This is a genomic window from Vibrio sp. 10N.261.51.A3, assembly GCF_041471965.1.
GTDB classification, from domain to species: Bacteria; Pseudomonadota; Gammaproteobacteria; order Enterobacterales; family Vibrionaceae; genus Vibrio; species Vibrio crassostreae_C.
The window spans coordinates 42179-67108 of sequence record NZ_JBFRPK010000042.1 but is presented as its reverse complement, the minus strand read 5'-3'; the positions used below and the strand labels follow the sequence as shown (position 1 = coordinate 67108).

Annotated in this window: 23 protein-coding genes; 1 reads left to right on the top strand and 22 read right to left on the bottom strand. The window is 46.2% G+C overall.

Annotated elements, in window-relative coordinates; all coding sequences use genetic code 11:
• Positions 1-86: 86 nt before the first annotated feature.
• Together guaA and guaB are read right to left on the bottom strand one after the other, a co-directional pair.
• Positions 87-1640, bottom strand: coding sequence for a glutamine-hydrolyzing GMP synthase (guaA, locus tag AB4371_RS11425; protein WP_017066418.1), 1554 nt, complete (start codon positions 1638-1640; stop codon positions 87-89).
• Between the two features lie 378 nt (positions 1641-2018).
• Positions 2019-3482 (bottom strand): IMP dehydrogenase, encoded by a 1464-nt coding sequence (gene guaB / locus AB4371_RS11420; protein WP_017062496.1) that lies wholly within the window; start codon positions 3480-3482, stop codon positions 2019-2021.
• Positions 3483-3751: 269 nt separating this feature from the next.
• Here guaB and xseA point away from each other — a divergent pair, with 269 nt between their 5' ends.
• Positions 3752-5098, top strand: coding sequence for an exodeoxyribonuclease VII large subunit (xseA, locus tag AB4371_RS11415; RefSeq protein WP_372149761.1), 1347 nt, complete (start codon positions 3752-3754; stop codon positions 5096-5098).
• A gap of 111 nt (positions 5099-5209) precedes the next feature.
• Here xseA and ureG read toward each other — a convergent pair whose 3' ends face one another.
• The 20 genes from ureG to hisS all read right to left on the bottom strand — a co-directional run bounded on the left by ureG (position 5210) and on the right by hisS (position 24908).
• Entirely contained in the window at positions 5210-5851 is a 642-nt protein-coding gene (ureG, locus tag AB4371_RS11410) for an urease accessory protein UreG (protein ID WP_004735125.1), read from the bottom strand.
• Between the two features lie 48 nt (positions 5852-5899).
• On the bottom strand, positions 5900-6580 hold the full coding sequence (locus AB4371_RS11405) for an urease accessory protein UreF (protein WP_017067584.1): 681 nt from the start codon (positions 6578-6580) through the stop codon (positions 5900-5902).
• Positions 6581-6622: 42 nt separating this feature from the next.
• Complete coding sequence (locus AB4371_RS11400) at positions 6623-7219, bottom strand: HupE/UreJ family protein (protein WP_372149758.1); 597 nt, start codon at positions 7217-7219, stop codon at positions 6623-6625.
• A gap of 235 nt (positions 7220-7454) precedes the next feature.
• Positions 7455-7907 (bottom strand): urease accessory protein UreE, encoded by a 453-nt coding sequence (ureE, locus tag AB4371_RS11395; protein ID WP_372149755.1) that lies wholly within the window; start codon positions 7905-7907, stop codon positions 7455-7457.
• A gap of 90 nt (positions 7908-7997) precedes the next feature.
• Entirely contained in the window at positions 7998-9701 is a 1704-nt protein-coding gene (gene ureC / locus AB4371_RS11390; RefSeq protein WP_372149753.1) for an urease subunit alpha, read from the bottom strand.
• A gap of 40 nt (positions 9702-9741) precedes the next feature.
• Positions 9742-10077, bottom strand: a complete 336-nt coding sequence (locus AB4371_RS11385; protein ID WP_017069302.1) for an urease subunit beta — start codon at positions 10075-10077, stop codon at positions 9742-9744.
• A gap of 11 nt (positions 10078-10088) precedes the next feature.
• Complete coding sequence (gene ureA / locus AB4371_RS11380) at positions 10089-10391, bottom strand: urease subunit gamma (RefSeq protein ID WP_004735119.1); 303 nt, start codon at positions 10389-10391, stop codon at positions 10089-10091.
• Positions 10392-10524: 133 nt separating this feature from the next.
• Entirely contained in the window at positions 10525-11472 is a 948-nt protein-coding gene (locus tag AB4371_RS11375) for an urease accessory protein UreD (protein ID WP_372149750.1), read from the bottom strand.
• A complete protein-coding gene (gene urtE, locus AB4371_RS11370) occupies positions 11469-12164 on the bottom strand; it encodes an urea ABC transporter ATP-binding subunit UrtE (protein ID WP_017062505.1) in 696 nt (231 codons plus the stop codon). Before urtE ends, AB4371_RS11375 begins: the two co-directional genes overlap by 4 nt.
• A gap of 1 nt (position 12165) precedes the next feature.
• Positions 12166-13008, bottom strand: coding sequence for an urea ABC transporter ATP-binding protein UrtD (gene urtD / locus AB4371_RS11365; RefSeq protein ID WP_017062506.1), 843 nt, complete (start codon positions 13006-13008; stop codon positions 12166-12168).
• Positions 13005-14177 carry an urea ABC transporter permease subunit UrtC gene (gene urtC, locus AB4371_RS11360; protein ID WP_017062507.1) on the bottom strand — a complete coding sequence of 391 codons (1173 nt, stop codon included), beginning with the start codon at positions 14175-14177 and terminating at the stop codon, positions 13005-13007. Before urtC ends, urtD begins: the two co-directional genes overlap by 4 nt.
• Before the next feature lie 10 nt (positions 14178-14187).
• Positions 14188-15816: an urea ABC transporter permease subunit UrtB gene (gene urtB, locus AB4371_RS11355; RefSeq protein WP_372149748.1), complete on the bottom strand. Its 1629-nt coding sequence runs from the start codon at positions 15814-15816 to the stop codon at positions 14188-14190.
• Between the two features lie 160 nt (positions 15817-15976).
• Positions 15977-17263 (bottom strand): urea ABC transporter substrate-binding protein, encoded by a 1287-nt coding sequence (urtA, locus tag AB4371_RS11350; RefSeq protein WP_017069306.1) that lies wholly within the window; start codon positions 17261-17263, stop codon positions 15977-15979.
• A gap of 294 nt (positions 17264-17557) precedes the next feature.
• A complete protein-coding gene (locus AB4371_RS11345) occupies positions 17558-17785 on the bottom strand; it encodes a zinc ribbon domain-containing protein (RefSeq protein WP_017056199.1) in 228 nt (75 codons plus the stop codon).
• 36 nt (positions 17786-17821) lie between these two features.
• Entirely contained in the window at positions 17822-18811 is a 990-nt protein-coding gene (locus AB4371_RS11340) for a sensor domain-containing diguanylate cyclase (RefSeq protein ID WP_372149745.1), read from the bottom strand.
• 289 nt (positions 18812-19100) lie between these two features.
• A complete protein-coding gene (locus AB4371_RS11335; RefSeq protein ID WP_372149742.1) occupies positions 19101-20003 on the bottom strand; it encodes an alanyl-tRNA editing protein in 903 nt (300 codons plus the stop codon).
• Between the two features lie 131 nt (positions 20004-20134).
• Positions 20135-21616 carry a ribosome biogenesis GTPase Der gene (der, locus tag AB4371_RS11330; protein ID WP_017062511.1) on the bottom strand — a complete coding sequence of 494 codons (1482 nt, stop codon included), beginning with the start codon at positions 21614-21616 and terminating at the stop codon, positions 20135-20137.
• A 158-nt stretch (positions 21617-21774) separates the two neighbouring features.
• Entirely contained in the window at positions 21775-22935 is a 1161-nt protein-coding gene (gene bamB / locus AB4371_RS11325) for an outer membrane protein assembly factor BamB (RefSeq protein ID WP_017062512.1), read from the bottom strand.
• 10 nt (positions 22936-22945) lie between these two features.
• The gene (locus AB4371_RS11320) at positions 22946-23560 is read right to left on the bottom strand and encodes a YfgM family protein (protein ID WP_017062513.1); all 615 of its coding nucleotides are present in this window, start codon (positions 23558-23560) and stop codon (positions 22946-22948) included.
• Between the two features lie 79 nt (positions 23561-23639).
• On the bottom strand, positions 23640-24908 hold the full coding sequence (gene hisS, locus AB4371_RS11315) for a histidine--tRNA ligase (protein WP_017062514.1): 1269 nt from the start codon (positions 24906-24908) through the stop codon (positions 23640-23642).
• Positions 24909-24930: the final 22 nt, after the last annotated feature.

Genomic DNA, 24930 nt, shown 5'->3' with positions numbered 1-24930 from the left:
ACGCCATGCTCGGCGCACAAGAAAAAAGCCCCGAACTGAGTTCGAGGCTTAAGATCTTAATCAAAGCTGGTTAAATCTCTAAGAGATTATTCCCACTCGATAGTTGCTGGTGGCTTACCAGAAATATCGTAAACAACACGTGAAATGCCGTTAACTTCGTTGATAATACGGTTAGAAACCTTACCTAGGAAGTCGTATGGTAGGTGTGCCCAGTGAGCAGTCATGAAGTCGATAGTTTCTACGGCACGTAGAGATACAACCCAATCGTACTTACGGCCATCGCCCATTACGCCAACTGAACGTACTGGTAGGAATACCGTGAATGCTTGAGATACTTTGTGGTAAAGGTCAGCAGCGTGAAGCTCTTCAATGAAAATAGCATCTGCGCGACGCAGTAGATCACAGTACTCTTTCTTCACTTCGCCAAGTACACGAACACCTAGACCTGGACCCGGGAATGGGTGGCGGTAAAGCATGTTGTATGGAAGACCAAGCTCTAGACCGATCTTACGTACTTCATCTTTAAACAGCTCACGTAGAGGCTCAACAAGGCCCATTTCCATATCATCAGGAAGACCACCAACGTTGTGGTGAGATTTGATTACGTGTGCTTTACCTGTCTTAGATGCAGCAGACTCGATTACGTCTGGGTAGATAGTACCCTGAGCAAGCCATTTAGCATTCTTCAGTTTCTTAGACTCTTCATCGAAGATATCTACGAATACGTGACCAATGATCTTACGCTTAGCTTCTGGTTCAGCTTCGCCTTCAAGAGCATCAAGGAAACGTTGCTCAGCATCTACTTTGATGATGTTTAGGCCAAACTTGTTGCCGAACATCTCCATAACCTGCTCACCTTCGTTTAAACGAAGAAGGCCGTTATCAACAAATACACATGTTAGTTTGTCGCCGATAGCGCGGTGAGCAAGCATCGCAACTACAGATGAATCAACACCACCAGAAAGACCAAGGATAACTTCGTCGTCACCTACTTGTTCTTTAATACGTGCAACTGCATCTTCAATGATTGAAGCTGAAGTCCACAGACCTTCACAACCACATACGTTAAGAACGAAGTTCTCAAGCATTTTCAGGCCGTTTTTAGTGTGTGTTACTTCTGGGTGGAATTGAACACCGAAGTACTTCTTCTCTTCGTTTGCCATTGCAGCGTATGGGCAAGTGTCTGTTTCAGCGATCTTTGTGAAATCAGCTGGAATCTCAACTACTTTGTCGCCGTGGCTCATCCAAACATCTTGAGTAGACTCAAGGTCAGCGAAAAGTGCAGATTCGCCAGTCACTTGTACCGCTGCGTAGCCGAACTCGCGCTCAGTAGACGTTGCTACTTTACCGCCAAGTTGCTCAGCCATAGTTTGCATGCCGTAGCAGATACCGAATACAGGAACACCTGAATCAAATACGTACTGAGGTGCACGTGGAGAGTTCTCCTCCGTTACACTTTCAGGACCACCAGATAGGATGATGCCGTCTGGATTGAATTCACGAATATCCGCTTCTTCTACGTCCCAGCTCCAAAGTTCACAGTAAACACCGATCTCACGAATACGACGAGCTACTAGCTGTGTGTATTGAGAACCGAAGTCTAGAATTAGAATACGTTGGTCATGAATATTTTTAGTCATTGTAAGCAGTCTTATTGGCTATGTGATAAAACGGAGGTGAGTTTACTCACCTCTGATTAACTCTTCAAGAAATAAAGCAAACGTTTTCGTTAGATATCTTTAACCACGTGTTTTGAGAAAATCGGACTTTTAACAAAACAGGCGGTAGATATAATAGCAATCACAGTAAGTAAGTGTTCAGGAATAGCGTAGGAAAAAAGCCTGAGAACGAGGCTGCTCTATTCGACAAAGAGTTCTGATAAGTAGTTATTCTACAATCAAAAATTCTAACGAAGTTATCGAGGTTTTTAACAAGCTAGGATGACCAGTTATTTACTACGATTGGTATATTAATGTGCCGACTAAATCAGCACATTATTCAAACGTTTGGACGTATTATTAACCTAAACGGTAGTTAGGTGCTTCTTTCGTGATTTGAACATCGTGTACGTGAGATTCTTTCATGCCCGCACCAGAGATACGAACAAACTCAGCTTTAGTACGCATGTCTTCAACAGTTGCAGAACCCGTTAGGCCCATGCTTGAGCGTAGACCGCCCATCTGTTGGTGAACGATCTCTTTTAGACGACCTTTGTATGCGATACGACCTTCAATACCTTCTGGAACAAGCTTGTCTGCAGCGTTGTCAGATTGGAAGTAACGGTCAGAAGAACCTTGAGACATAGCGCCAAGAGAACCCATACCACGGTAAGACTTGTAAGAACGACCGTTGTAAAGAATAACTTCACCCGGTGCTTCTTCAGTACCCGCGAACATTGAACCAACCATCACACAAGATGCGCCAGCAACGATAGCTTTACAGATATCGCCAGAGAAGCGGATACCGCCATCTGCGATTACTGGAATACCGTATTCGTTTGCAACTTCCGCTGCGTCTGCGATTGCTGTTACTTGAGGAACACCAACACCAGTAACGATACGAGTCGTACAGATTGAACCTGGGCCGATACCAACTTTAACTGCACTAACACCCGCTTCGATAAGAGCACGTGCGCCAGCACCAGTTGCTACGTTACCACCGATGATTTGTAGATCAGGGTATGCAGCGCGAGTTTCGCGGATACGGTTAAGTACGCCTTCAGAGTGACCGTGTGAAGAGTCGATAAGTAGAACGTCTACGCCAGCTTCAACTAGAGCAGCAACGCGCTCTTCGTTACCAGCGCCAGCACCAACAGCTGCACCTACACGTAGGCTGCCGCGCTCATCTTTACAAGCGTTTGGTTTACGTTCTGCTTTGTGGAAATCTTTTGCAGTGATCATTCCAGTAAGTTGGAAGTCATCATTTACAACAAGAACTTTTTCAACACGCGCTTCGTGCATTTTCTCTTGAACTTCTTCACGAGTTGCACCTTCTTTAACAGAAGCAAGGCGAGCTTTAGGTGTCATTACTACATCAACTTTCTTAGAAAGGTCAGTAACAAAGCGAACGTCACGGCCAGTAATAATACCAACAAGTTCGTTTGTTTCAGTAACAACAGGGAAACCGGCAAAGCCGTGTTTTTGGGTAAGGGCTACAACATCAGCGATTGTCGCGTCAGGGCTTACTGTTACTGGGTGAGAAACCACACCAGCTTCGTAAATTTTAACCTGGCGAACCATTTCAGCTTGCTGTTCGATTGACATATTCTTATGAATGAAGCCTATTCCGCCTTCTTGTGCCAGTGCAATCGCTAGGCGAGCTTCTGTCACAGTATCCATAGATGCAGATATCATTGGGATGTTTAGGGAAATATTCTTCGTCAGCTGAGTGCGAAGATCAGCTGTATTAGGGAGAACGGTGGAGTGTGCTGGCACTAGCAGTACGTCGTCGAATGTCAGCGCTTCTTTGGCAATTCTTAGCATTTGCAATATCTCACAATAATAGGAGTAAAAAGAAACAATCCAATCTCATCGTTTCGCCTAATGAGGGCAGCCAATTAAGGAAAATCAAACTGCATTTGGATTAGATATTGCGGACGGATTATACGGCCAACGAAATCGCTTGGCTACACATTTTTGTACTTTTAATTTGCATTTACCCCCTTGCTATGTATTATATTGCCGCTATCTTCCATACTCACGCCCTGTGAGATTCCAAGAAAGACCTTCCTTCAAGGAAAGATAGTGCTTCTATGACTAATCCAAACATCTTTACTGTTTCTCGCCTCAACTCAGAGGTTCGTCTCCTATTAGAAAACGAAATGGGAATAGTCTGGCTCGTTGGTGAAATCTCAAACTTCTCTGCACCTGTATCTGGTCACTGGTACCTCACGCTTAAAGACTCTCGCGCTCAAGTTAAGTGCGCCATGTTTCGTGGCAATAACCGCCGTGTCACCTTTAAGCCCCAGAATGGTAATCAAGTTCTAGTCAAAGCTCGCCTGTCTCTTTATGAGCCACGTGGTGATTATCAACTGATCATCGAAAGCATGCAGCCAGAGGGTGACGGTAAGCTTCAGCAAGAGTTTGAAAAACTGAAGATGAACCTTGCCGCAGAAGGCCTGTTTGCTCAATCGAGTAAGCAACCACTTCCTGAACACCCAAAGCGCGTTGGCGTTATCACCTCAAAAACGGGCGCTGCGCTGTTTGATATTCTTGATGTACTGAAAAGACGCGATCCTTCATTGCCTGTTGTGGTTTACCCGACCATGGTTCAAGGCGAAGAGGCGGCAATTCAGATTGCTCAAGCGATTGGACGAGCTAACGAACGCAATGAGTGTGATGTGTTGATCGTGGGTCGTGGCGGCGGTTCATTAGAAGACTTATGGTGCTTCAATAACGAGATCGTTGCTCGCACAATTGCAGCAAGCCAGATCCCGATTATCAGCGCAGTTGGCCACGAAGTTGACGTCACTATCGCCGATTTCGTCGCAGATATGCGTGCTCCAACGCCGTCAGCTGCTGCAGAATTGGTTAGCCGTGACAACAGTCATAAAGAGCAAGCTTATGCCTCTAAACGTGCTCGCTTGGTGAGTGCGATTCGTCATGTGTTAATCAAACAAGCACAATCCACTCAAACGTTAAAATACCGCTTGGAGAAACAGCACCCGAGCTACCAACTGCAAAAGCAGAGTCAGCAGCTTGATGACCTAGACATGCGTTTGCGTCGTGGTATGACTCAATACCTAAAACAACATGCACAGCGTGTTGAACGTAAACAGCACCAACTTCAGTTGAACTCACCAGTGAAGCGCCTTGGTGAACAAAAACTGCATCTGCAACGTTCAGAGCAAAAGCTATTAGATGCGATGGATAAAACACTGCTAACCACTCGCCATCAGCTAGCCATGGCTGCAGAGAAGCTAGAAACCGTTAGTCCACTGGCAACCCTAAAGCGTGGCTACAGCATTACTCATTCCGCATCGAGCAAGACAGTATCATCAATTAACGATATCGAAGTCGGTGAAGTGATCACCACTCAAGTTGAAGACGGTGTGATTGAATCGCAAGTGACAACAAGAGTCGCTAAGAGTGAGCTTTAGGTTCGACTAGAACGTTGAAAATCATTTAAAACCAGAAAGCCCTATCGATAATCGACAGGGCTTTTGTATATCTACTGGCTGTAAAAGAAAACAACCTGATTCAAACCTTACTCACGACTCCGTCGTAGAAGGCTCCTTCATGGTCAGCATCCCTTCCGTCACAATAAAGTTGATGATGAAATCTAAACCTTGGCTCTCTTTGAGGTTGGTGAACACGTATGGCTTAGTTGGTCGCATGCGTTGAGTGTCTTGCTCCATCACTTCAAGTGACGCGCCAACATACGGTGCTAAATCGATCTTGTTGATGACTAACAGATCGGATCGTGTAATACCCGGACCACCTTTACGTGGGATCTTCTCCCCCTCAGCTACATCAATCACGTAGATGGTAAGATCGGCTAATTCAGGGCTGAACGTCGCACTCAAGTTATCACCACCGCTTTCGACGAATACCACATCGAGGTTTTTGTGCAGCTTAGCCAGCTCTTCAACGGCCGCTAGGTTCATCGACGCATCTTCACGAATCGCAGTATGCGGGCAACCGCCCGTTTCAACACCGATGATACGGTCAGGTTCTAAAGCTTCAGCGCGAGTGAGGATCTTTGCATCTTCTTGGGTGTAGATGTCATTGGTTACGACTGCAATATTCAGCTTGTCTCGAATTGCTTTACACAGCACCTCTAACAACGCTGTTTTACCAGACCCTACCGGGCCGCCAATACCAATTCGAAGGGGTTGCTTATAACTTTCCATTGTCTACTTCCTTATATTCTTTTCTTGCTACCTCGTTCGCGCTGACCGCTACGAACGAAATAGTCTCGTGTATTGTGTTTCGTGCAGTGAGCTTGCTAATGCCATTGATGGCGAAAAACTGCCTACCATCCAATCTTCTATCGCGTGGGCCTTTTCGATCACCTCAGGAAAGGTGTTGGTGATATTAATCAATGCCAACTGACCATCGGTTTGACCTAAAGGCACTAACTTGACCCCTGCGGTAACGATGTTTTCAAGCCAACTCCATAAATAACCCTGCTTGAGGCTCTCTAAATCAATACCCCAATGCTGAGCCGCCATACACATGCCCAACAATTGGTTTGGATGACTATCAACAGAGTCCACCTGTGAAATATCGATATCTAAGCGCTTCAACAAAGTATTCAATGCTTGCCCACGCTGTTTCTCTTCCGCTCGCAATTCACTGGTTTCACGGCTTGAGTACAGGTAATTACACCAGTGCTCAATCTCATCGAGTTCACCCTTTTCTAGAGCGTGGTAAAGACGCTCTAATATAGGCAATTCCAAGGTCGCGACACTGGAGTTGACGATGGTGTTGAGCCACTGTTCCATGCTGTTGCGATCGGTCACCCAACCCGCTTCAACCGCTAACTCTAAGCCTTGCGAATAAGTGAACCCACCAATCGGCAATGACGGACTGATCAATTGAAACAGGCGATAGATGGCGACATTTTCTGTTGTGGTCATAACCGTGCCCTCAATTTCCTAGAATCGAAAAAGTCCGAGAGCTTATGCGCCTAACAGTAATAGTGCGCTTGCTGAAGCCACGCCGACTGACAACCATTTAGAGTAAACCGCGCGGCCGACAAATGTACCGATAACCATCAGAGCCAAAGCTGTGATACTCATACCAGTTGCAAACTGAGTTAGGTTACTTGCCGCTTCAACGCCATGCGCATAACCATGGAAAAACAACATACCAATCGAAGCCGCTAATACACTGTTCACTCGCTTAGTCGATGGTGAGAACACGTGCCATAAACATAAGCTGACAACGAATAGAGAAGCGATGATTGCTGGTTCAACAATCACAGAGAAACCTAAGGCTTGGCCTGCGATAAGCCCTACCACCAAAGACACCAACCCACCGCCAATCAAAGCGGCTTTTATCTTGCTTGAAAACGACAGTGCGCCAATTAACAGACCAAAAGCGATCAACATGATCAGGTGATCCATACCTGTCACAGGGTGAGTTAAGCCAGACATAAATGAGTGAGACTCATGAACTGAGTGCGCTCCATGTCCTGGGTGAGCGAAAGCCAATGTTGATGTTGTTAGAGAAGCTATTGTGAAAGTGCATAAGCCTGCAGCTGTTTTAAAGTTCATCGCGAGTTCCTTGCTTTATACCAATCGTAGTAAATAATTGCTCACCCTAGCTTGCTAAAATGCTCGATAACTGCGTTATAATTTTTGATTGTAGAATAACTACTTATCGAAAAATTATGCCTTGTTCTCAAGCCTTTTTTCTGCACTATTGTTGATCACTTACTTACTGTGATTGGTATTATTGTTATTAATATCGTTGTTATATAAATCGTTTAGTGATCCATCAATGACTCGATTAATGATGGTGATGATGACCACCTGAGCGACCGCCATAAGCGCCGCCTTCTGGTTCAAACGGTTGTTTCTCGGTGGTCACCTTCGCGCCTAAGCCTTCAACCATTTCATCCAAAACATGGTCGTGTTGGTAACGAACCCAACCCGCTTCCACTTGCAGCGGAACATGACGGTTGCCAAGGTGATACGCCACTCGCGTTAGCAAGTGTGGGTCTTCACAGTAAACAGTCGAAACGGTTTCAGGTGCCGCTTTCACTTCCACTACCAAGCCACATTCACTCGACAGTTGTTCGCCACCACGCAAGATATGACCTCGCGGTAGAAACAGGCCGGCATTACGTCCGTCATCTAACATCACCTTAAGACGGCTTTTGATTCGGCTATCGATCGGCAGGCTTAAGTAGCCATCCGGTGCATTTTGCATTTGAGTATTCAGTTGAGTCAGTTCAATCATTGCTATTACCTCAATCTCCTTGTGAGATTTATAACGTTCAAAATAAGAGCCCTCAATTAAGAGCTAAAACAAGAGCCTTCTGCCGAGCTATTAGAATAAAAAATATCTCTGAGCCATTGGCAGCTCTTCTGCAGGCTCACATGTCAGCAGTTCCCCATCGGCGCGTACTTGATACGTCTGAGAATCCACCTCAATTTTTGGCATCCAATCATTGAGCTTCATGTCGGCTTTACTGATATTTCGGCAGTTGCTCACTACACCAATCAAACTCTGCAAACCCAATTGCTTATCGATGTTCTGCGCTTTGGCTTCTTTAGAGACAAACAACATCGATGTGTTCTGACACGCCTTGCCATAGCTACCAAACATAGAGCGATAGTGAACAGGTTGAGGGGTTGGGATAGAAGCGTTTGGATCGCCCATTGGTGCCATGGCAATCATGCCACCTTTCAAAATCACGCTGGGCTTCACACCAAAAAAAGCGGGCTTCCACAACACTAGATCAGCTAACTTCCCTGCTTCGATAGAACCGATTTCATGAGACATGCCATGCGTGATAGCAGGGTTGATGGTGTACTTAGCGACATAACGTCTTAAACGAAAGTTATCGCTGTAATCAGAATCTTCTTTTAGGCTGCCACGCTGAACTTTCATCTTGTGCGCGGTTTGCCAAGTACGTGTTACTACCTCGCCTACTCGTCCCATAGCTTGAGAATCCGAGGCGATCATCGAGAACGCGCCTAAGTCATGAAGAATGTCTTCTGCGGCAATGGTTTCACGGCGGATACGAGATTCAGCAAACGCGACATCTTCTGCAATTGATGGTGAAAGGTGATGACACACCATCAACATGTCTAAGTGCTCATCGACGGTATTGATGGTGTAAGGGCGTGTTGGATTGGTTGAGGAAGGCAAAACGTTCGGCTCACCTGCAGCACGAATAATATCGGGAGCATGACCACCGCCCGCACCTTCGGTGTGATAGGTATGAATCACGCGGTCGCCGATTGCGCCAAGTGTCGATTCAACAAAACCAGATTCATTCAGAGTGTCGGTATGAATCGCAACTTGTACGTCCATCTCGTCAGCCACACTCAAACAGGTATCGATTGAAGCGGGAGTGGTTCCCCAGTCTTCGTGCAACTTCAAACCCACAGCACCCGCTGCCACTTGTTCACGCAATGCTTCCGGTTGGCTCGCATTGCCCTTACCTAACAAACCAAAGTTCATTGGGAATTGGTCGAGTGATTCCAACATACGGTGCATGTTCCATGGACCCGGTGTACATGTCGTCGCGTTAGTGCCTGTGTTTGGCCCCGTACCACCGCCTATCATGGTCGTAACACCAGATGCTAAGGCTTCTTCAATCTGTTGCGGGCAGATAAAGTGAATATGTGAGTCGATACCACCCGCGGTGAGAATCGAGCCTTCACCTGCCAAAATTTCCGTGCCCGGGCCAATTACTATATCGACGCCCGGCTGAACGTCTGGGTTACCTGCTTTGCCTAAAGCTTGAACTCGGCCGTCTTTGATGGCGACATCGGCTTTTACGATGCCCCAATAATCCAACACAATCGCATTGGTGATCACCAAGTCAGGTGTTTCGGCGCTTGGACGTTGGCTTTGTCCCTGTCCATCACGGATCACTTTACCGCCGCCAAACTTCACTTCATCACCGTATACGGTGTAATCCTTTTCAACTTCTAGCCATAAATCGGTGTCAGCAAGACGCACTCGGTCACCGACTGTAGGCCCAAACATTTCGGCATAAGCCTGTTTGGATATCGTCGCCATGTTCAATCCTTTGTTGTTTTAATTCTTTCTATGGGAGCGCTTAGAGCTTGCCCATCACCTTTCCTTGGAAGCCATAAATCTCTAACTTACCGGCATAACGCACTAACTCGACGCTACGTGACTGACCCGGTTCAAAACGGGTAGCGGTGCCCGCAGGGATATTGAGTCGAAAGCCTTTAGTGGCTTCTCGGTCAAAGATCAGCGAAGGGTTTGCTTCATAGAAGTGGTAATGAGAGCCGATTTGCACGGGACGGTCGCCTATATTTTGAACCTTTACGGACGTCGTGTCTCGGCCTTCGTTTAGAGTGATATCACCGGGAGCGGTTTCTACTTTTCCGGGCACTAAGCCTGAATATTGTTTGGTGGATCCAGCCATATTACTTCTCCCTACACGATAGGTTCATGAACGGTCACCAACTTGGTGCCATCGGGAAAAGTCGCTTCGACTTGTACATCTGGGATCATGGAAGGGATCCCCTCCATAACGTCATCGACGGTAAGCAGTGTGCGTCCAAAATCCATCAATTCCGAAACGGTTTTCCCCTCACGGGCACCTTCAAGAATGGCACTGCTGATCAGAGCAATAGATTCTGGGTAGTTGAGTTTTAAGCCTTTCTGTTTACGCTGCTGTGCCAGCATTCCTGCGCAGAAGATAAGTAGCTTATCTTTTTCTCTTGGTGTTAATTCCATTTAGCTGCCCGCTGTTAGTGTTGTTTTCTTAGTGCTCAGAAACGCATGAGCAGTAAGTGGGATTCAATCACAGCAAGCTTGAAAAAATGTACCGAGGGCCGGAAGTCGCCCTCGGTACAAATAGGGCTAATCGCTAAGTCGCCCAAATCCTTGGTAAATCAGGAGTCGTACCACATAAATGAGAGCGAGTTGCTTGCCATATCTGACCAAAGGCCTGGAGGATGTCTTCACTCCAATAACCCAAGGCTCGCACCACAATCAATCCTTCTATCTGAGTCGCGCCCAATATTAATGTGGGTTCACTCGACGTTTTTGATGTAACTGATTGCTGTGAAGCTTGCTGTGTAATAGATATGAGCAAGCTCTGTACCAACTCTAGATCTTGCTTCTCATTTGAGGTGATATAAAAGGTTCCCATCATTGAATAATCAAGTAACCCCATATTTATCATTAACTTATCGCCACCATGAAAATTAAAGCCTTCAGTCAGAAGCCTTTGATTATCAAGATAGATTTCTGTTTTCCCAACGAGATGACCATGCTCGAATCCCTCATTCTGTGCAGGGCGTCCAAAACAGTGCATCTCCCAACCCCAAAACTGTGCACCCTTTTCTAGGCGAATTTCAGTATCTAAACGAACGTGTGCATTCGGGAAAAAGATGTTCTCTTGCGGCATCCATTCCAAGCGTGCATCTTTCTTCACTCGTAGGGTCTGCTTCTGCTTGGCGTACTTGTTGTTTGAGCGATAAAACTTGGTCGCACCGGGTGTGGTAATCAACGCGTGAGCACCGTGCTCAAGATTCACGTTAATATTGAGAGTGTCACCACCTACCACTCCGCCGGGGGGATGGAGTAAGTAGGTGTGACACGTTTCCCCATCAGGATACAGGGGGCGTTGCACCGCAAGCGGACCAGACTGCTGACGATTCTTTAATACGGTTTTATCACCTCGATCGACAAAGGTGAGGTTTAAACTCGCTTGCCAACCATCACGAATATCTTGTTCGATGGTCTCATTCAAAGATAAAGCTTCTACTAAAGAAGCCTTGCTTACTTCATTCGGAGAAAAGAGAGAATTCATACGGTTAGGTACTCCTTTATCAAGGACTCATCGAGCCCTGTCATTTCACCTTCTGCCACTTGGCGTCCACGGTCGATAATGCAAAAACGGTCACCGACCTTTCTTGCAAACGGCAGCTTCTGTTCAACCAACAGAACCGTGAGCCCCATTTTCTCGTTGAGCATGCGAATGATGTCGCCAATCTCTTGCACAATATTGGGTTGAATACCCTCCGTCGGCTCATCCAAGATCAATAGCTTTGGATTAACCACCAGCGCACGCCCAATCGCTAGCTGTTGCTGCTGGCCACCCGATAAATCACCACCGCGACGATGTAGCATCTCTTTTAACACTGGGAAAATATCGAAGATGAATTCAGGGATCTTGCGGTCACCCTTTTTACGAATCGGTAAACCGACCTCTAGATTTTCTTGAACAGTGAGCATTGGGAAGATCTGGCGACCTTGCGGTACATAGCCGATCCCTTGGCGTGGACGGTCCTCGGCATCGGTTTTCAAAAGTGACTCACCCGATAAGGAGATGTCACCGCTTTCAACCTTCACCAACCCCATAATGCATTGCAGTAAGGTGGTTTTACCGACACCATTTCGCCCCATTAGCACCGTGCATTTACCTTCTGGGATCTGCATATCCAAATCCCACAGCGTGTGGCTCTCACCGTAATATTGATTAACTGATTTAACCTCTAACATCCTATTCTCCGAGATAAACTTGTTTAACTTCAGGGTGAGCCTGCACTTGATCCATGGTGCCTTCTGCCAACACGTGACCTTGATGAAGCACGGTGACGTGGCTAGCAATCGAACGAACGAAATCCATATCGTGTTCAACTACAACCACCGAGTGCTTACCTGCTAGCGAGTTAAGTAACTCAGAGGTGCGGTCCATTTCTTGGTGAGTCATACCTGCCACGGGTTCATCCACCAGCAACAGCTTAGGGTTTTGCATCAATAGCATGCCGATCTCTAACCACTGCTTTTGTCCGTGAGACAGGTTACCTGCCAAATTCGCCGCTTCGTCTTTTAAATGAATCAGCTCAAGTACCGAGGTCAATTTGTCTTTCTGTTCACCAGACATCACAGCGGTGAACGTCGCCCACACTGAGCGGTCACCGGCCATGGCTAATTCAAGGTTCTGCCACACAGTTAAACACTCAATCACGGTCGGTTTTTGGAATTTACGCCCAACGCCTGCATTGGCGATTTCGGCTTCGTTCATCTTCAATAAGTTGATGTTCGAACCCAACCACACCTCGCCGGTGTCTGGCTTAGTTTTACCTGTGATAATGTCCATCATGGTGGTTTTACCTGCGCCATTAGGACCGATGATACAGCGTAGCTCTCCCTCTTTGATGTAAAGGTTGAGGTCGTTTATCGCTTGGAAACCATCGAAGCTTTTGTTGACGCCTTCGACATACAACAGCACATTATGTCGAGTATCGATGGCAGGATGAATATCGGGTTTGAGGTAATCAAAGACTTCGTCTCGACGAGTGAACGCCTGAACCGATTCCTTTACGCTATTAAATGTGGTCATGCGATCACCTCCTTGGCCTTGTGCTGATCATCCTTATCTTTATCTTGGTTTTTCCCATTTGATGCCTTGCGCAGCTGCTGCCACTTTTCACTGACAAAGCCAATCACACCTTGTGGGAAGTACATGGTTGAGAGTACGAATAGTCCACCCAGAGCAAACAGCCACACCTCCGGGAACTCAACCGTAAACCAACTCTTGGCGTAGTTGATGATCAATGCACCGACAATGGCACCAAACAGAGTGGCACGACCGCCTAAGGCTACCCAAACCACAATCTCAATCGAGTTAAGAGGAGCAAATTCTCCCGGATTGATAATACCCACTTGAGGGACATATAAAGCCCCGGCAATACCGGCGATAACCGCAGAAAGAACGAAGACCCACAGCTTGATGCCATCGACGTCATAGCCCATAAAGCGAGTGCGTGATTCCGTATCACGAATCGCTAATGCCACACGACCTAATCGACTGGTCACCACCATGCGACAAGCTATGTAGCTGAGAATAAGCGCAATACCAGTCGCGACAAACAGACCTATCTTGACCGCATCACTCTGCAAACTCAGACCGATGATGTCTTTGAAATCCGTCAGTCCGTTGTTGCCACCAAAGCCCATTTCGTTGCGGAAAAATGCCAGCATCAATGCGTAAGTTAATGCCTGAGTCATGATAGAAAGATACACCCCGGACACACGAGAGCGGAAAGCTAAATAACCGAACAAGTAAGCCAATGCGCCCGGCACTAGCACCACCATCAGGCAAGCAAACCAGAACTGGTCAAAGCCCTGCCAGAACCACGGCAACGCAGACCAATCAAGGAACACCATGAAATCTGGTAAGACTGGATCACCATAAACCCCACGGTCACCAATCTGACGCATCAAGTACATGCCCATCGCATAACCACCAAGCGCAAAGAAAGCACCGTGGCCAAGGCTCAAGATTCCGAGATAGCCCCACACCAGATCGAGCGCCAACGCCAACATTGCGTAGCTCAGATATTTGCCCATCAGCGAGATAGTAAAAGTCTCTACATGGAGCGGGTGCCCACTTGGTAACATGGTGTTAGCCAGTGGGATAAGAATAACGGCCGCTAGAATGGCAAGGATGGTCAGTTGGCCACCTTTGTCACCACGCATTGCCGAAAGTACAAATGATTTTGACTGCATGATGTTGTCCTTAACCTTCAGCCGCACGACCACGTTGCGGGAAGAGTCCGCGTGGGCGTTTTTGAATAAATAGAATGATGAAAACCAGTACCAGAATCTTGGCGAGAACCGCACCAGCCCATGGTTCTAAAATTTTATTGAACAGACCAAGGCTTAAGCCTGCGACTAGCGTGCCCCATAGGTTGCCAACACCGCCGAATACCACCACCATGAATGAGTCGATGATGTATGCCTGCCCCATATTTGGGCCAACGTTGGTCAGTTGAGACAGTGCCACGCCTGCAACACCCGCAACGCCAGAGCCTAAACCGAAGGTCATCGCATCAACTCGCTCTGAACGAATACCCATCGCACGAGCCATGCCACGGTTTTGAGAAACCGCACGAACCTGCAAACCTAGTGGTGTCTTTTTCAGAACCATTAATAAGCCCATAAACACCAAACCACAGAAGAGAATGATGTAAAGGCGGTTGTAGGTCAGGGACAACATTGGGTTTAATTGAAGTGCTCCAGACATCCATTCAGGCGTGCTCACTGAGCGGTTCAAAGGAGAGAAAATAGAACGAACAGCCTGCTGCAAGATTAAGCTAATACCAAAGGTCGCGAGTAAGGTTTCCAATGGGCGACCATAAAGATGACGAATCACACTTCGCTCAATCGCAATGCCCACTAAACCAGAAACAATGAATGCCGCTGGAATGGAAAGTATCAGCGCTAGGCCAATATGATTCGGCATCAACAACTGCAATACGTAGGTGGTGTAAGCGCCAATCATGATCAGCTCGCCATGAGCCATGTTGATAACGCCCATCACACCAAAGGTAATCGCTAAGCCAATGCCTGCCAGTACCAATACCGAGCCTAAACTCAAACCGAAGAATACTGTTTCTACACCCGAATAGAGTGCTTGGCTTTGTTGATAGCTATCCATCGCACGTTCTGCTGCAGCGGTAATGCTTGGATCTTGCTCAGTGTTTAACAGTTGATTCAGTGTTTTCAGAACCACCGAGTGTTTGAAGTCGCCAACTCGTTCAATTGAAGCCACACGATCTTCAATGGTGGCACTGTTATTAAGAGAAGTGGCAATCGCTAACGACAAATCCATTAGCTCAGCTACTTTGCCATCTGATTCATTGGCTCTGAGTTCAGTTAGTCGTTCGATAATGTCAGCGTCTTTGGTTCCTAACAAATCCAAAACCGCCTTATAACGCACATCAGGGTTGCCGCTGTTCAGTCCAATCGAGGCTATTTCCCCGCGTAATATCCCGCGAAGTTTGTTATTCACACGAACCTTTTTAAACTGTCTCGCATTCTCGATATTAAGCGTTGAATCATCCCATACTGACTGAGCTGACGTCGCTGTTTTGATACTTTGAATGAGGTAGAGCTGTTTGTACTGCTCGCTCTGTTTCTCATTGAAGTAGTAAAGGTTTCCGTTTAACCAGCCATCTAAAATAGCTTTCGACACATCTTCCGTTTGCGTCTCAATCACCCAATCGATAGCTAATTCTTTATCCGATGTTTTCTTACCAACTAGCGCCTTGGTAAAGCTAGCTTCATCCGTTATTCCAGCAAAAGCCAACTGAGCACTGACTGCCATGAGCAACAGCGCTTTAAATACGTTTAATACGTTTTTCATCCCTGCTTCCTTAACCAACCAAGTTAGATATTGTTATTTTTACTTGGAGGATGTGTGGATAGTGGTTGTTACCTGAAACGATGAGCCTTCCGTTCGCTTCGCCCGTTAAACAGACGCGTTCTTCCCAAACCGGAAGGCTCAATATTCCTGAATTGACGATCTAGTTACCGCCAGAACACTTCTTCGTTTCGACGTTAAACGCACCACATGAGAATGGCTTCGACCAGCTAGAGAACAGTTTTGCCGATTCAGGTAAGTAACTCGACCAAGCATCACCCGCCACTAGTCCAGTGGTTTCCCAAACGATATCGAATTGACCATCGCCTTGGATTTCACCGATCAGGACTGGTTTAGTAATGTGGTGGTTTGGCAGCATGGTAGAGTAGCCGCCAGAAAGGTTAGGTACAGACACGCCAATCAAGGCATCTTGCACAGATTCAGGATCGGTTGTGCCCGCATTAGTGACCGCTTGAGCCCACATATTGAAGCCAACATAGTGCGCTTCCATTGGGTCATTGGTGACACGCTTTTCACTCTTGATGAACGACTGCCACGTTTCAACGAACTCTTCATTAGCTTCAGTATCAACACTCATGAAGTAGTTCCATGCCGCTAGATGACCAACCAATGGTTCTGTGTCCATGCCTGACAGTTCTTCTTCACCAACAGAGAATGCAATAACTGGGATGTCTTCAGATGAAATGCCTTGAGCGCCTAGCTCTTTATAGAAAGGTACGTTCGCATCGCCGTTTACAGTAGAAACCACAGCGGTTTTCTTGCCAGCTTCACCGAACTTTTTGATGTCTGAAACGATAGATTGCCAATCAGAGTGACCAAATGGCGTGTAGTTGATCATGATGTCTTCTTCTGCGACACCTTTATCTTTTAGGTAGGCTTCTAAGATCTTATTGGTTGTACGTGGATAAACGTAATCGGTACCTGCAAGTACCCAGCGCTCGACTTCAAGCTCTTCCATCAAGTAATCCACTGCTGGGATCGCTTGTTGGTTTGGCGCGGCACCGGTGTAGAAAACGTTTTTAGAAGACTCTTCACCTTCATACTGTACTGGGTAGAAAAGGATGCTGTTGAGTTCTTCAAAGACAGGTAGCATGGATTTACGTGATACCGACGTCCAACCACCGAACACCACATCCACTTTCTCTTTTTCGATAAGCTCACGCGCTTTCTCAGCAAATAGCGGCCAGTTTGACGCAGGGTCAACCACGACAGGCTCTAGCTTCTTACCAAGCAAACCGCCCTTTTTGTTCTGCTCTTCGATGAGCATTAGCACGGTATCTTTTAGCGTTGTCTCACTGATCGCCATGGTGCCAGAGAGTGAGTGTAGAACACCGACCTTGATGGTCTCATCAGCAGCAAACACTGTTGCAGAAGAAAATGAAAGTGTTGTACACAGTGCAGCTAGCGATAAATTGAACACCTTGTTCATGATATTACTCCATAATTGTATTTTTGTTATTCAATCACAGAGTTACAAGAAGAGTGCCAAACTTATAAACCAACGAAATTATTTATAAGTAATTGTATTAATAGAATTTAAAAGAAACTCACACCAATAGAGTGCATAGCAATCATGTAACTATGTTTCATACTGGTGCAGTGACGGTGGGAATGAACCAAGATGACACATTCCTGTTCTTCAGATACAAAAAAGACCCAACACTTTAGTATTGAGTCTCTGGTATAACATCACCGATGGTCGTTCAAACCATGTAGTTTAAGGCTATTCCGCAGGTTGAAATTCGAATTTTACTCTCGACTTTGATTTCAACTCGTTGCAATCACCGTTGCAAAAATAGCTCGCCGCACCACAGGCTTGAAGCTTCTCAAGTTGGCTGCTGCACTCAGGGCAAAACCCAACTTTAGTAAAGTGAGCCTGACAACTTTCACAATGATACTTGCCATCCCAAGCTAGCTCAGACTGGCACTTAGGGCAGATATTTTCACTCATTAGCATTTCCTAATTCACTACTATTTTTACAATCTACTACCGCTGAGACTTCGCTTGCTTGATTTGGTACATGTTCTTATTAGCTTGTGCGATCAACTGGTCTAATCCTTGAGGATCTTTCTCACAAGACAACCCAACACTCACTGAGAACTGCACATCATTGATATAAAGCGCTTGTTGCAGTGCTTTCTCTAAGCTGTGGTAGAAGCTAACAACGCTTTCTTGATCATCAAAGCAAGAGAACACCACAAACTCATCGCCACCATAACGGCCTATCTTGGCACATGCTGTGGTTGCCTCATCAAGAACTTCGGCAACCGCCAACAGCACATCGTCACCGAAACTGTGGCCATAGGTATCATTTATCGATTTGAACTTATCGACATCAACAAACAAACACGCCATCACCTTTTCAGAAAAGCATCGCTTGGCCAACACTTTCTCCGCTTCATTAAACAATGCGCGACGATTCAAGCAATGGGTTAAAGAATCTCGATTAGCGAAAAAGTTTAGCTGCTTCTCCAGCTCAAACTTCTCTAGTGCTACCGAATACAGGGAAGCCAGTAGCTCTAAGATCTCGAGCTCAAATTCATGTGGTTCAGAGATGTACTGGCTATAAATAGCGAAGGTAACCAACACATTACCGCGCGACGAGATAATGGGGACCGACCAACAGGCATGTAAATTCGCTTGATTGGTGAGGGCCAGAAAAGGTGCCCAGTTTGGGTGTGCATTTATGTTGGAGATCATCACTGCTTTCTTAAGCGCAGCTGCCTCGCCACAAGAGCCTATCCCCGCACCAATTCCTATCCCTTCGATCTGTTGATTGTAAAAATCAGGCAGGTTTGGGGCATACTCAAGGTGTAACGTTTTAGACTCTGAGTTGAGCAGTAAAATTGAAGCCATGCGCTGCTCGGTAAGCTGAATAATTTTGTGATTTAAATCTTTGCGATCCATCCCAAGCGCAAGCTTCCGTAGCAAGCTATTGACGGCTCGATGACCTTCTAATAAAAATTGTTGTTCCATTCACTAAGGCTTTCAATTGTGTAATCGGGTACAACTTGTTCTTATGCAAGCTTGTTATTGGTTAATAATAACACACTAAATTAGTACGACACACAATCGAAGATCATAGGTTGATCTTTCGCTTTATCTATTTTGATCAGCGATCTACCCCAAAAAGAATATTTATATCACCACACACCGAAAGCATAAGTTACATATGCTGCATTTCAATTTCAAATAGTTATTTATATCAAAAGTGACATGTAAAAATAAAATAAACAGCACAAGCCATTTCGATCTGTAGTCTAAATCATCGAATTACATGCGTCAGCATTTCAATGTTTTGGTCATCTAGCTGGGTCAGCTTAACGGACAGCGCACCAAGTTCTGAGGTATTTCCAATGTGTGTGCCACCACAAGGAATAGTGACCTGAGTATCTGCGTCAAGCTGCCACTCCCAGTAACGAGAGTCTGTTAACGCCTCGCCTTCTAGTCTCATCGCAACTGGCGTCGGCTCTGCAAGCCAGCCCGCAAGCATTTGGTTGATATCAGCTTCGATGTCATCAAGATTTGCTAGCATGTCTGCAACGTTCAAACCGCGCTTCTTGAGGGTTTTGCCTAAGCGATACTTATCGGTACACAGCTCTGGAGTCACAAAGCTCGTCACTTGTGCATAACTATTGAAGTCGTAACTGCCAAGCGGATCTTTTCTGTCCGCATCTTTACGCCAGTAGCTTTCAGCCAATACTTTATTCAAGGCTAGGAAAGCGATGTGACCAGCACTGTGACCACGGCTCAAACTGGCTTGGTACTCTTTATCAACCGACAACACGACTTCGTCGTTAACCTTAATCATAGAAGCAGATGTAGGTAGCTGGTGGACAACAACAAACGCCCACCCTTCCGTATCACGCTTAACAGGGATATCTGCTGCGATATGAAGCTTGCCAGTAGATTGTTCTATAGCACCAACAAGGCAGTCTTCAACGGGAAATTGCACGTCACCAACATTCACAAAGCCTTGGTCTGCAGGGTGATCGGGCCAAATATGACTCACTGGGTGGAAAGGTGTCACGTCGGTGATCAGGTAAGTTTTGCTGTCATCGCTTTCAACGTACTGCGCTTTAGCATTGAGCTGCCAAGCCTGATGACAAAATTGAGTGATGGTTGGTGTGATTGCTGACACAGGTGTAATCAAATCGCTAGTAGTCATATCGTTCTTCTTCTGGAATCTAGTCTGATTCGTTGAGCCATGATGATAAAAACGTATTGTTATGGCTTAACGTGAATTTTGCTTAAAAAAATACCCGAGACAGGCTCGGGTATCAAATCTATTGGAAAGGTTTACTTACGACCTTTAACCATGCTCATCATACGTTTACGTTTACGTTCTTGAGAAATTGTCAGCTTGTTAGTCTTAGCTTCAAATGGGTTCTCGCTGTTCTGGAATTGAATGCGAATAGGTGTACCCATGATTTCTAGTGAACGACGGTAGTAGTTCATCAAGAATCGTTTGTATGAATCTGGCAAGTTACGAACTTGGTTGCCGTGGATAACGATAATCGGTGGGTTGTAGCCACCAGCGTGCGCGTATTTCAGTTTCACACGACGGCCACGAACCATAGGCGGTTGGTGATCATCAGTCGCCATCTTCATGATACGAGTTAGCACAGAAGTACCAACACGAGTCGTCGCTGATTTGTAAGCTTCTTGTACAGACTCAAACAAGTGACCAACACCTGTACCGTGAAGTGCAGAGATAAAGTGAATACGTGCGAAATCAACGAAGCCTAAGCGACGATCTAGCTCTTTCTTAACGCGTTCTTTAACGTCGTTATCTAGGCCATCCCACTTGTTTACGGCAATAACAATTGAACGACCAGCGTTCAACGCAAAGCCTAGCAAGCTTAAGTCTTGATCAGAGATGTTTTCGCGAGCATCGATAAGCAGCAATACAACGTTAGCATCTTCAATCGCTTTCAGTGTTTTAACCACTGAGAACTTCTCTACCGTTTCGTTGATGTTTTTACGACGACGAACACCCGCAGTATCGATTAGAACGTATTCACGCTCATCACGCTGCATTGGGATGTAGATAGAGTCACGAGTCGTACCTGGCATATCGTAAACAACCACACGCTCTTCACCAAGAATACGGTTCGTTAGCGTTGATTTACCTACGTTAGGACGGCCAATGATCGCCAGCTTGATCGGTTGATCTTGAAGACGCTTGAATTCTGCTTCAGCTTCTTCTTCTGTAAATTCAACCTGCTCTTCTTCTTCGTCTTCAAACTCAGTTAAATCGCTTACTTCGCCATTCTCAGCTTTTAGCGCTTCTGCGAATGGGTTAAGAGCAAGGTCAATAAGTGCAGTAACACCACGACCATGCGCCGCAGCGATTTGGTACATGTCTTCTACGCCTAGTTGCCAGAAGTCAGCACTTGCAGCATCAGGGTCGATACCATCAACCTTGTTTACTACTAGCATTGAAGGCTTTTCTAGTTGACGTAGGTGCTTAGCAATCGCCACGTCTGAAGGTGTTAGACCCGCACGGCCATCTACCATAAATAGAACGACATCAGCTTCATCAATCGCCGCTAGCGACTGTTCAGCCATTTTAGTTTCAACACCTTCTTCAGTACCGTCGATACCGCCAGTGTCAATAACAATAAAGTCATGCTCGCTAAAATGAGCATGACCGTATTTACGGTCACGCGTTAAGCCAGGGAAATCCGCAACCAATGCATCACGAGTTCGAGTCAATCGGTTAAATAACGTAGATTTACCTACGTTCGGACGCCCTACTAGAGCAACAACAGGTACCATAACAACCTCTACAATTTCTTCTCTAAATGTAGTTATAGGTAAGCACTTGTTCGCAAGTTTAAACTCTTACCTATAACCACACGGTTTATTAATTTTTAACAACAAAACGGCTCCTGGCTGTTACCAACCAGGAGCCGACTGTGAATTATATCACGCTTTTATTGGCTAATCGTTAGTTTCTTTACATCGCCATTGCGAGTCGTCACTAAGTAGCCTTCAGGCAGTTCAATTGGTGCAACCGCAAAGCCGCTATCATCGACAAGCTGTTGTGCAACAAACTCACCCGATGAACGATCTAACCAGTGCAGATAACCTTCTGTGTCACCCACGACTACATAACCATTAATAATAGCAGGTGCTGTCAGTAAGCGGTTTTCTAACAATGGAGTGCTCCACAGTTCAGTACCACTACGCGCATCAACCGCAACCACATGGTCTTTGTCGGTAACAACGAACAAACGGCTACCATCACTTGCTAAATCAATCGCTGATGAGTAGTTACGTTTCCAAATTGGCTTACCAGAACGAAGGTCGATAGCAATCAGCTGACCATTGATACCTACGGTATACAGGGTGCCACCAAGAACAATTGGAGATGCATCAACATCAACCAAACGATCAATTTCCGTTGCACCTTTTGGTGTGCCTACTGGCTGTTGCCAAATAAGCTGACCACGATCAACGATAGCCGCAGCTAGACGACCATTTGCTGTACCCCAGAATACACCACCAGAAACTGCAACAGGCGAGCTATCGCCACGCAGTGTTAGGCTTGGTACTTCCGTACTGATGGTCCATTTTTGTTCACCGCTTGCTTGATCTAACGCGATCAACATACCGCGACTGGTATGAACAATGACCATGTTGCTATCAGTTGCTGGGGATGCAAGCACCTCGCCATTGACTGATACACGCCACAGCTCTTCACCGGTCGATTCTTCCAGTGCGATCACTTCGCCATTTTCAGAACCAACAAAAACTTTACCGTAAGCCGCCGTTAAGCCACCCGATAAACGAGCCAATACGTCTTTCTCAAGATCGACTTTCCACAGCGCTTTACCTGTATCAGGATCAAGCGCTTTAACCATACCTTCACGGCTTGCAACAAACACTTTGTCGTAAGCCAATTCTGGCGTTAGTTTTGAAAAGTAGTGACCAACACCATCACCAACCGACGTAGACCATTCCTGACTAGGAGTGAACTCGCTGTTTACCGTTGGGACTGGAGCCATGATTACGGTGTCTTCTTCACCCGCACAGCCAGCTAGTAGGCCAAGAGCAATCGCACACAACGCCGCTTTTGGAAACATCTTCTTCATTCAAAGCGCCTTATTTAGCTAGGTCGTCAAGTTTGATTTGAAGCGTTTGGCTAGCGTCAACAGCTTGCTGTGCTTCTGTGTAAGCACTGTATGCTGCGTCTGTGTCGCCTTTACGAAGTGAGATATCACCACGCAGTTCAGCAACACGGCCTTTCCAAGATTCATCTGTCATAGCAGCAAGATCAGTCAGTGCTGCGTCAAATTCACCTTGCTCAGCTTTAATACGTGCAACACGGTAAGTAAGTAGTGGCGCAAGTGCCGCGTCCTTAGTTGCCGATTTTGCCCACTCGAGCTGTTCAAGTGCCGCCGCTAGATCGCCTGCTTGTACTTGTACTTTTGCTAGTTGCATAGCAGCAAGTACTGAGTACTCAGCATCTTTGTTTGCGTCGATGAAAGCTTGAATATCAGATTGAGCATCAACACCCTTAACATCAAGAGCTGAAATTACAGAGGTGTAGCTTTCTGAAGCTGCTTCACGCGCTTCAACTACTGAATCTTGGTAATAGCGCCAGCCAAATAGACCACCTAAACCAATAACCGCACCAAAGATTACGGCTTTACCGTTCTCTTTCCACCAATCTTTAATGGCTTCAACTTGTTGCTCTTCGCTATCGTAAAGTTCCACTTCCTGTCCTCTTTAATTCTTTAAACGCCAGCATAGTGCTGACGTTAGTATTCATTATGAGCGTTTGCTCAATGGCTAATTAGATTAGCGCAGCAACTTTCTCTGCAACTTCCGTTTGAGACACGGTTTCTTGCTCGCCGCCAACCAGATCTTTTAGCACAACTGTATTGTCAGCAACTTCGTTCTCACCAAGTACCAGCGCCACAACAGCACCTACTTTGTCAGCACGTTTGAATTGCTTCTTGAAGTTACCACCACCGAAGTGGTTCATTACACGCACGCCTTCAACGGTGTCGCGTAATTGATTCGCTAACTGCATGCCCGCGATCATAGTACCTTCGCCAGCAGCAACTACGTATACATCAACGCTACGACGAACTTCTGTTAGCTCTAGCGTTTCCATCATCAGAACCAGACGCTCTAGACCCATTGCGAAGCCAACTGCATTGGTTGCTTTGCCGCCTAGTTGCTCAACAAGACCATCGTAACGACCGCCGCCACATACTGTACCTTGAGCACCAAGGCTGTCTGTGATCCACTCAAATACAGTGCGGTTGTAGTAATCTAGGCCACGTACTAGACGCTCATTAACTTGGTATTCGATACCAACAGCGTCAAGAAGTTCACACAAACCAGCAAAATGTTGCTTCGATTCTTCACCTAGATATTCAGATAGTCGAGGTGCGTCACCTAAGATAGCTTGAACATCAGGGTTCTTAGTATCAAGTACACGTAGAGGGTTAGTGTGCATGCGACGTTTGCAGTCTTCGTCAAGCACATCAATGTGTTGCTCAAGGAAAGCCACTAACGCAGTGCGGTAGCTAACGCGATCTTCTTGAGAACCGATTGAGTTCAGCTCTAGGCGAACGTGCTTGTCGATGCCTAGCTCACGCCATAGACGTGCTGTCATCATGATAAGTTCTGCGTCAACGTCTGGACCGTCTAGGCCAAACACTTCAACACCACATTGGTGGAATTGACGGTAACGACCTTTTTGAGGGCGCTCGTGACGGAACATAGGGCCCATGTACCATAGGCGCTGTTCATCACGGTTGATAAGGCTGTTTTGAATACATGAACGTACACAACCTGCTGTGCCTTCTGGACGCAGCGTTAGGCTATCGCCATTGCGGTCGTCAAAGGTGTACATCTCTTTAGAAACAACGTCTGTCTCTTCACCAACTGCACGGCTAAATAGGTTTGTTTCTTCAACGATAGGCATACGTACTTCGTTGTAACCGTATGCACTCACCACGTTTTTAACTGCGCTTTCTACTTTCTGCCACAGTGGTGATTGAGTTGGAAGGCAGTCGTTCATGCCTCGAATTGCTTGAATATTTTTAGCCACAGTATTTATTCCGTAATTTCTC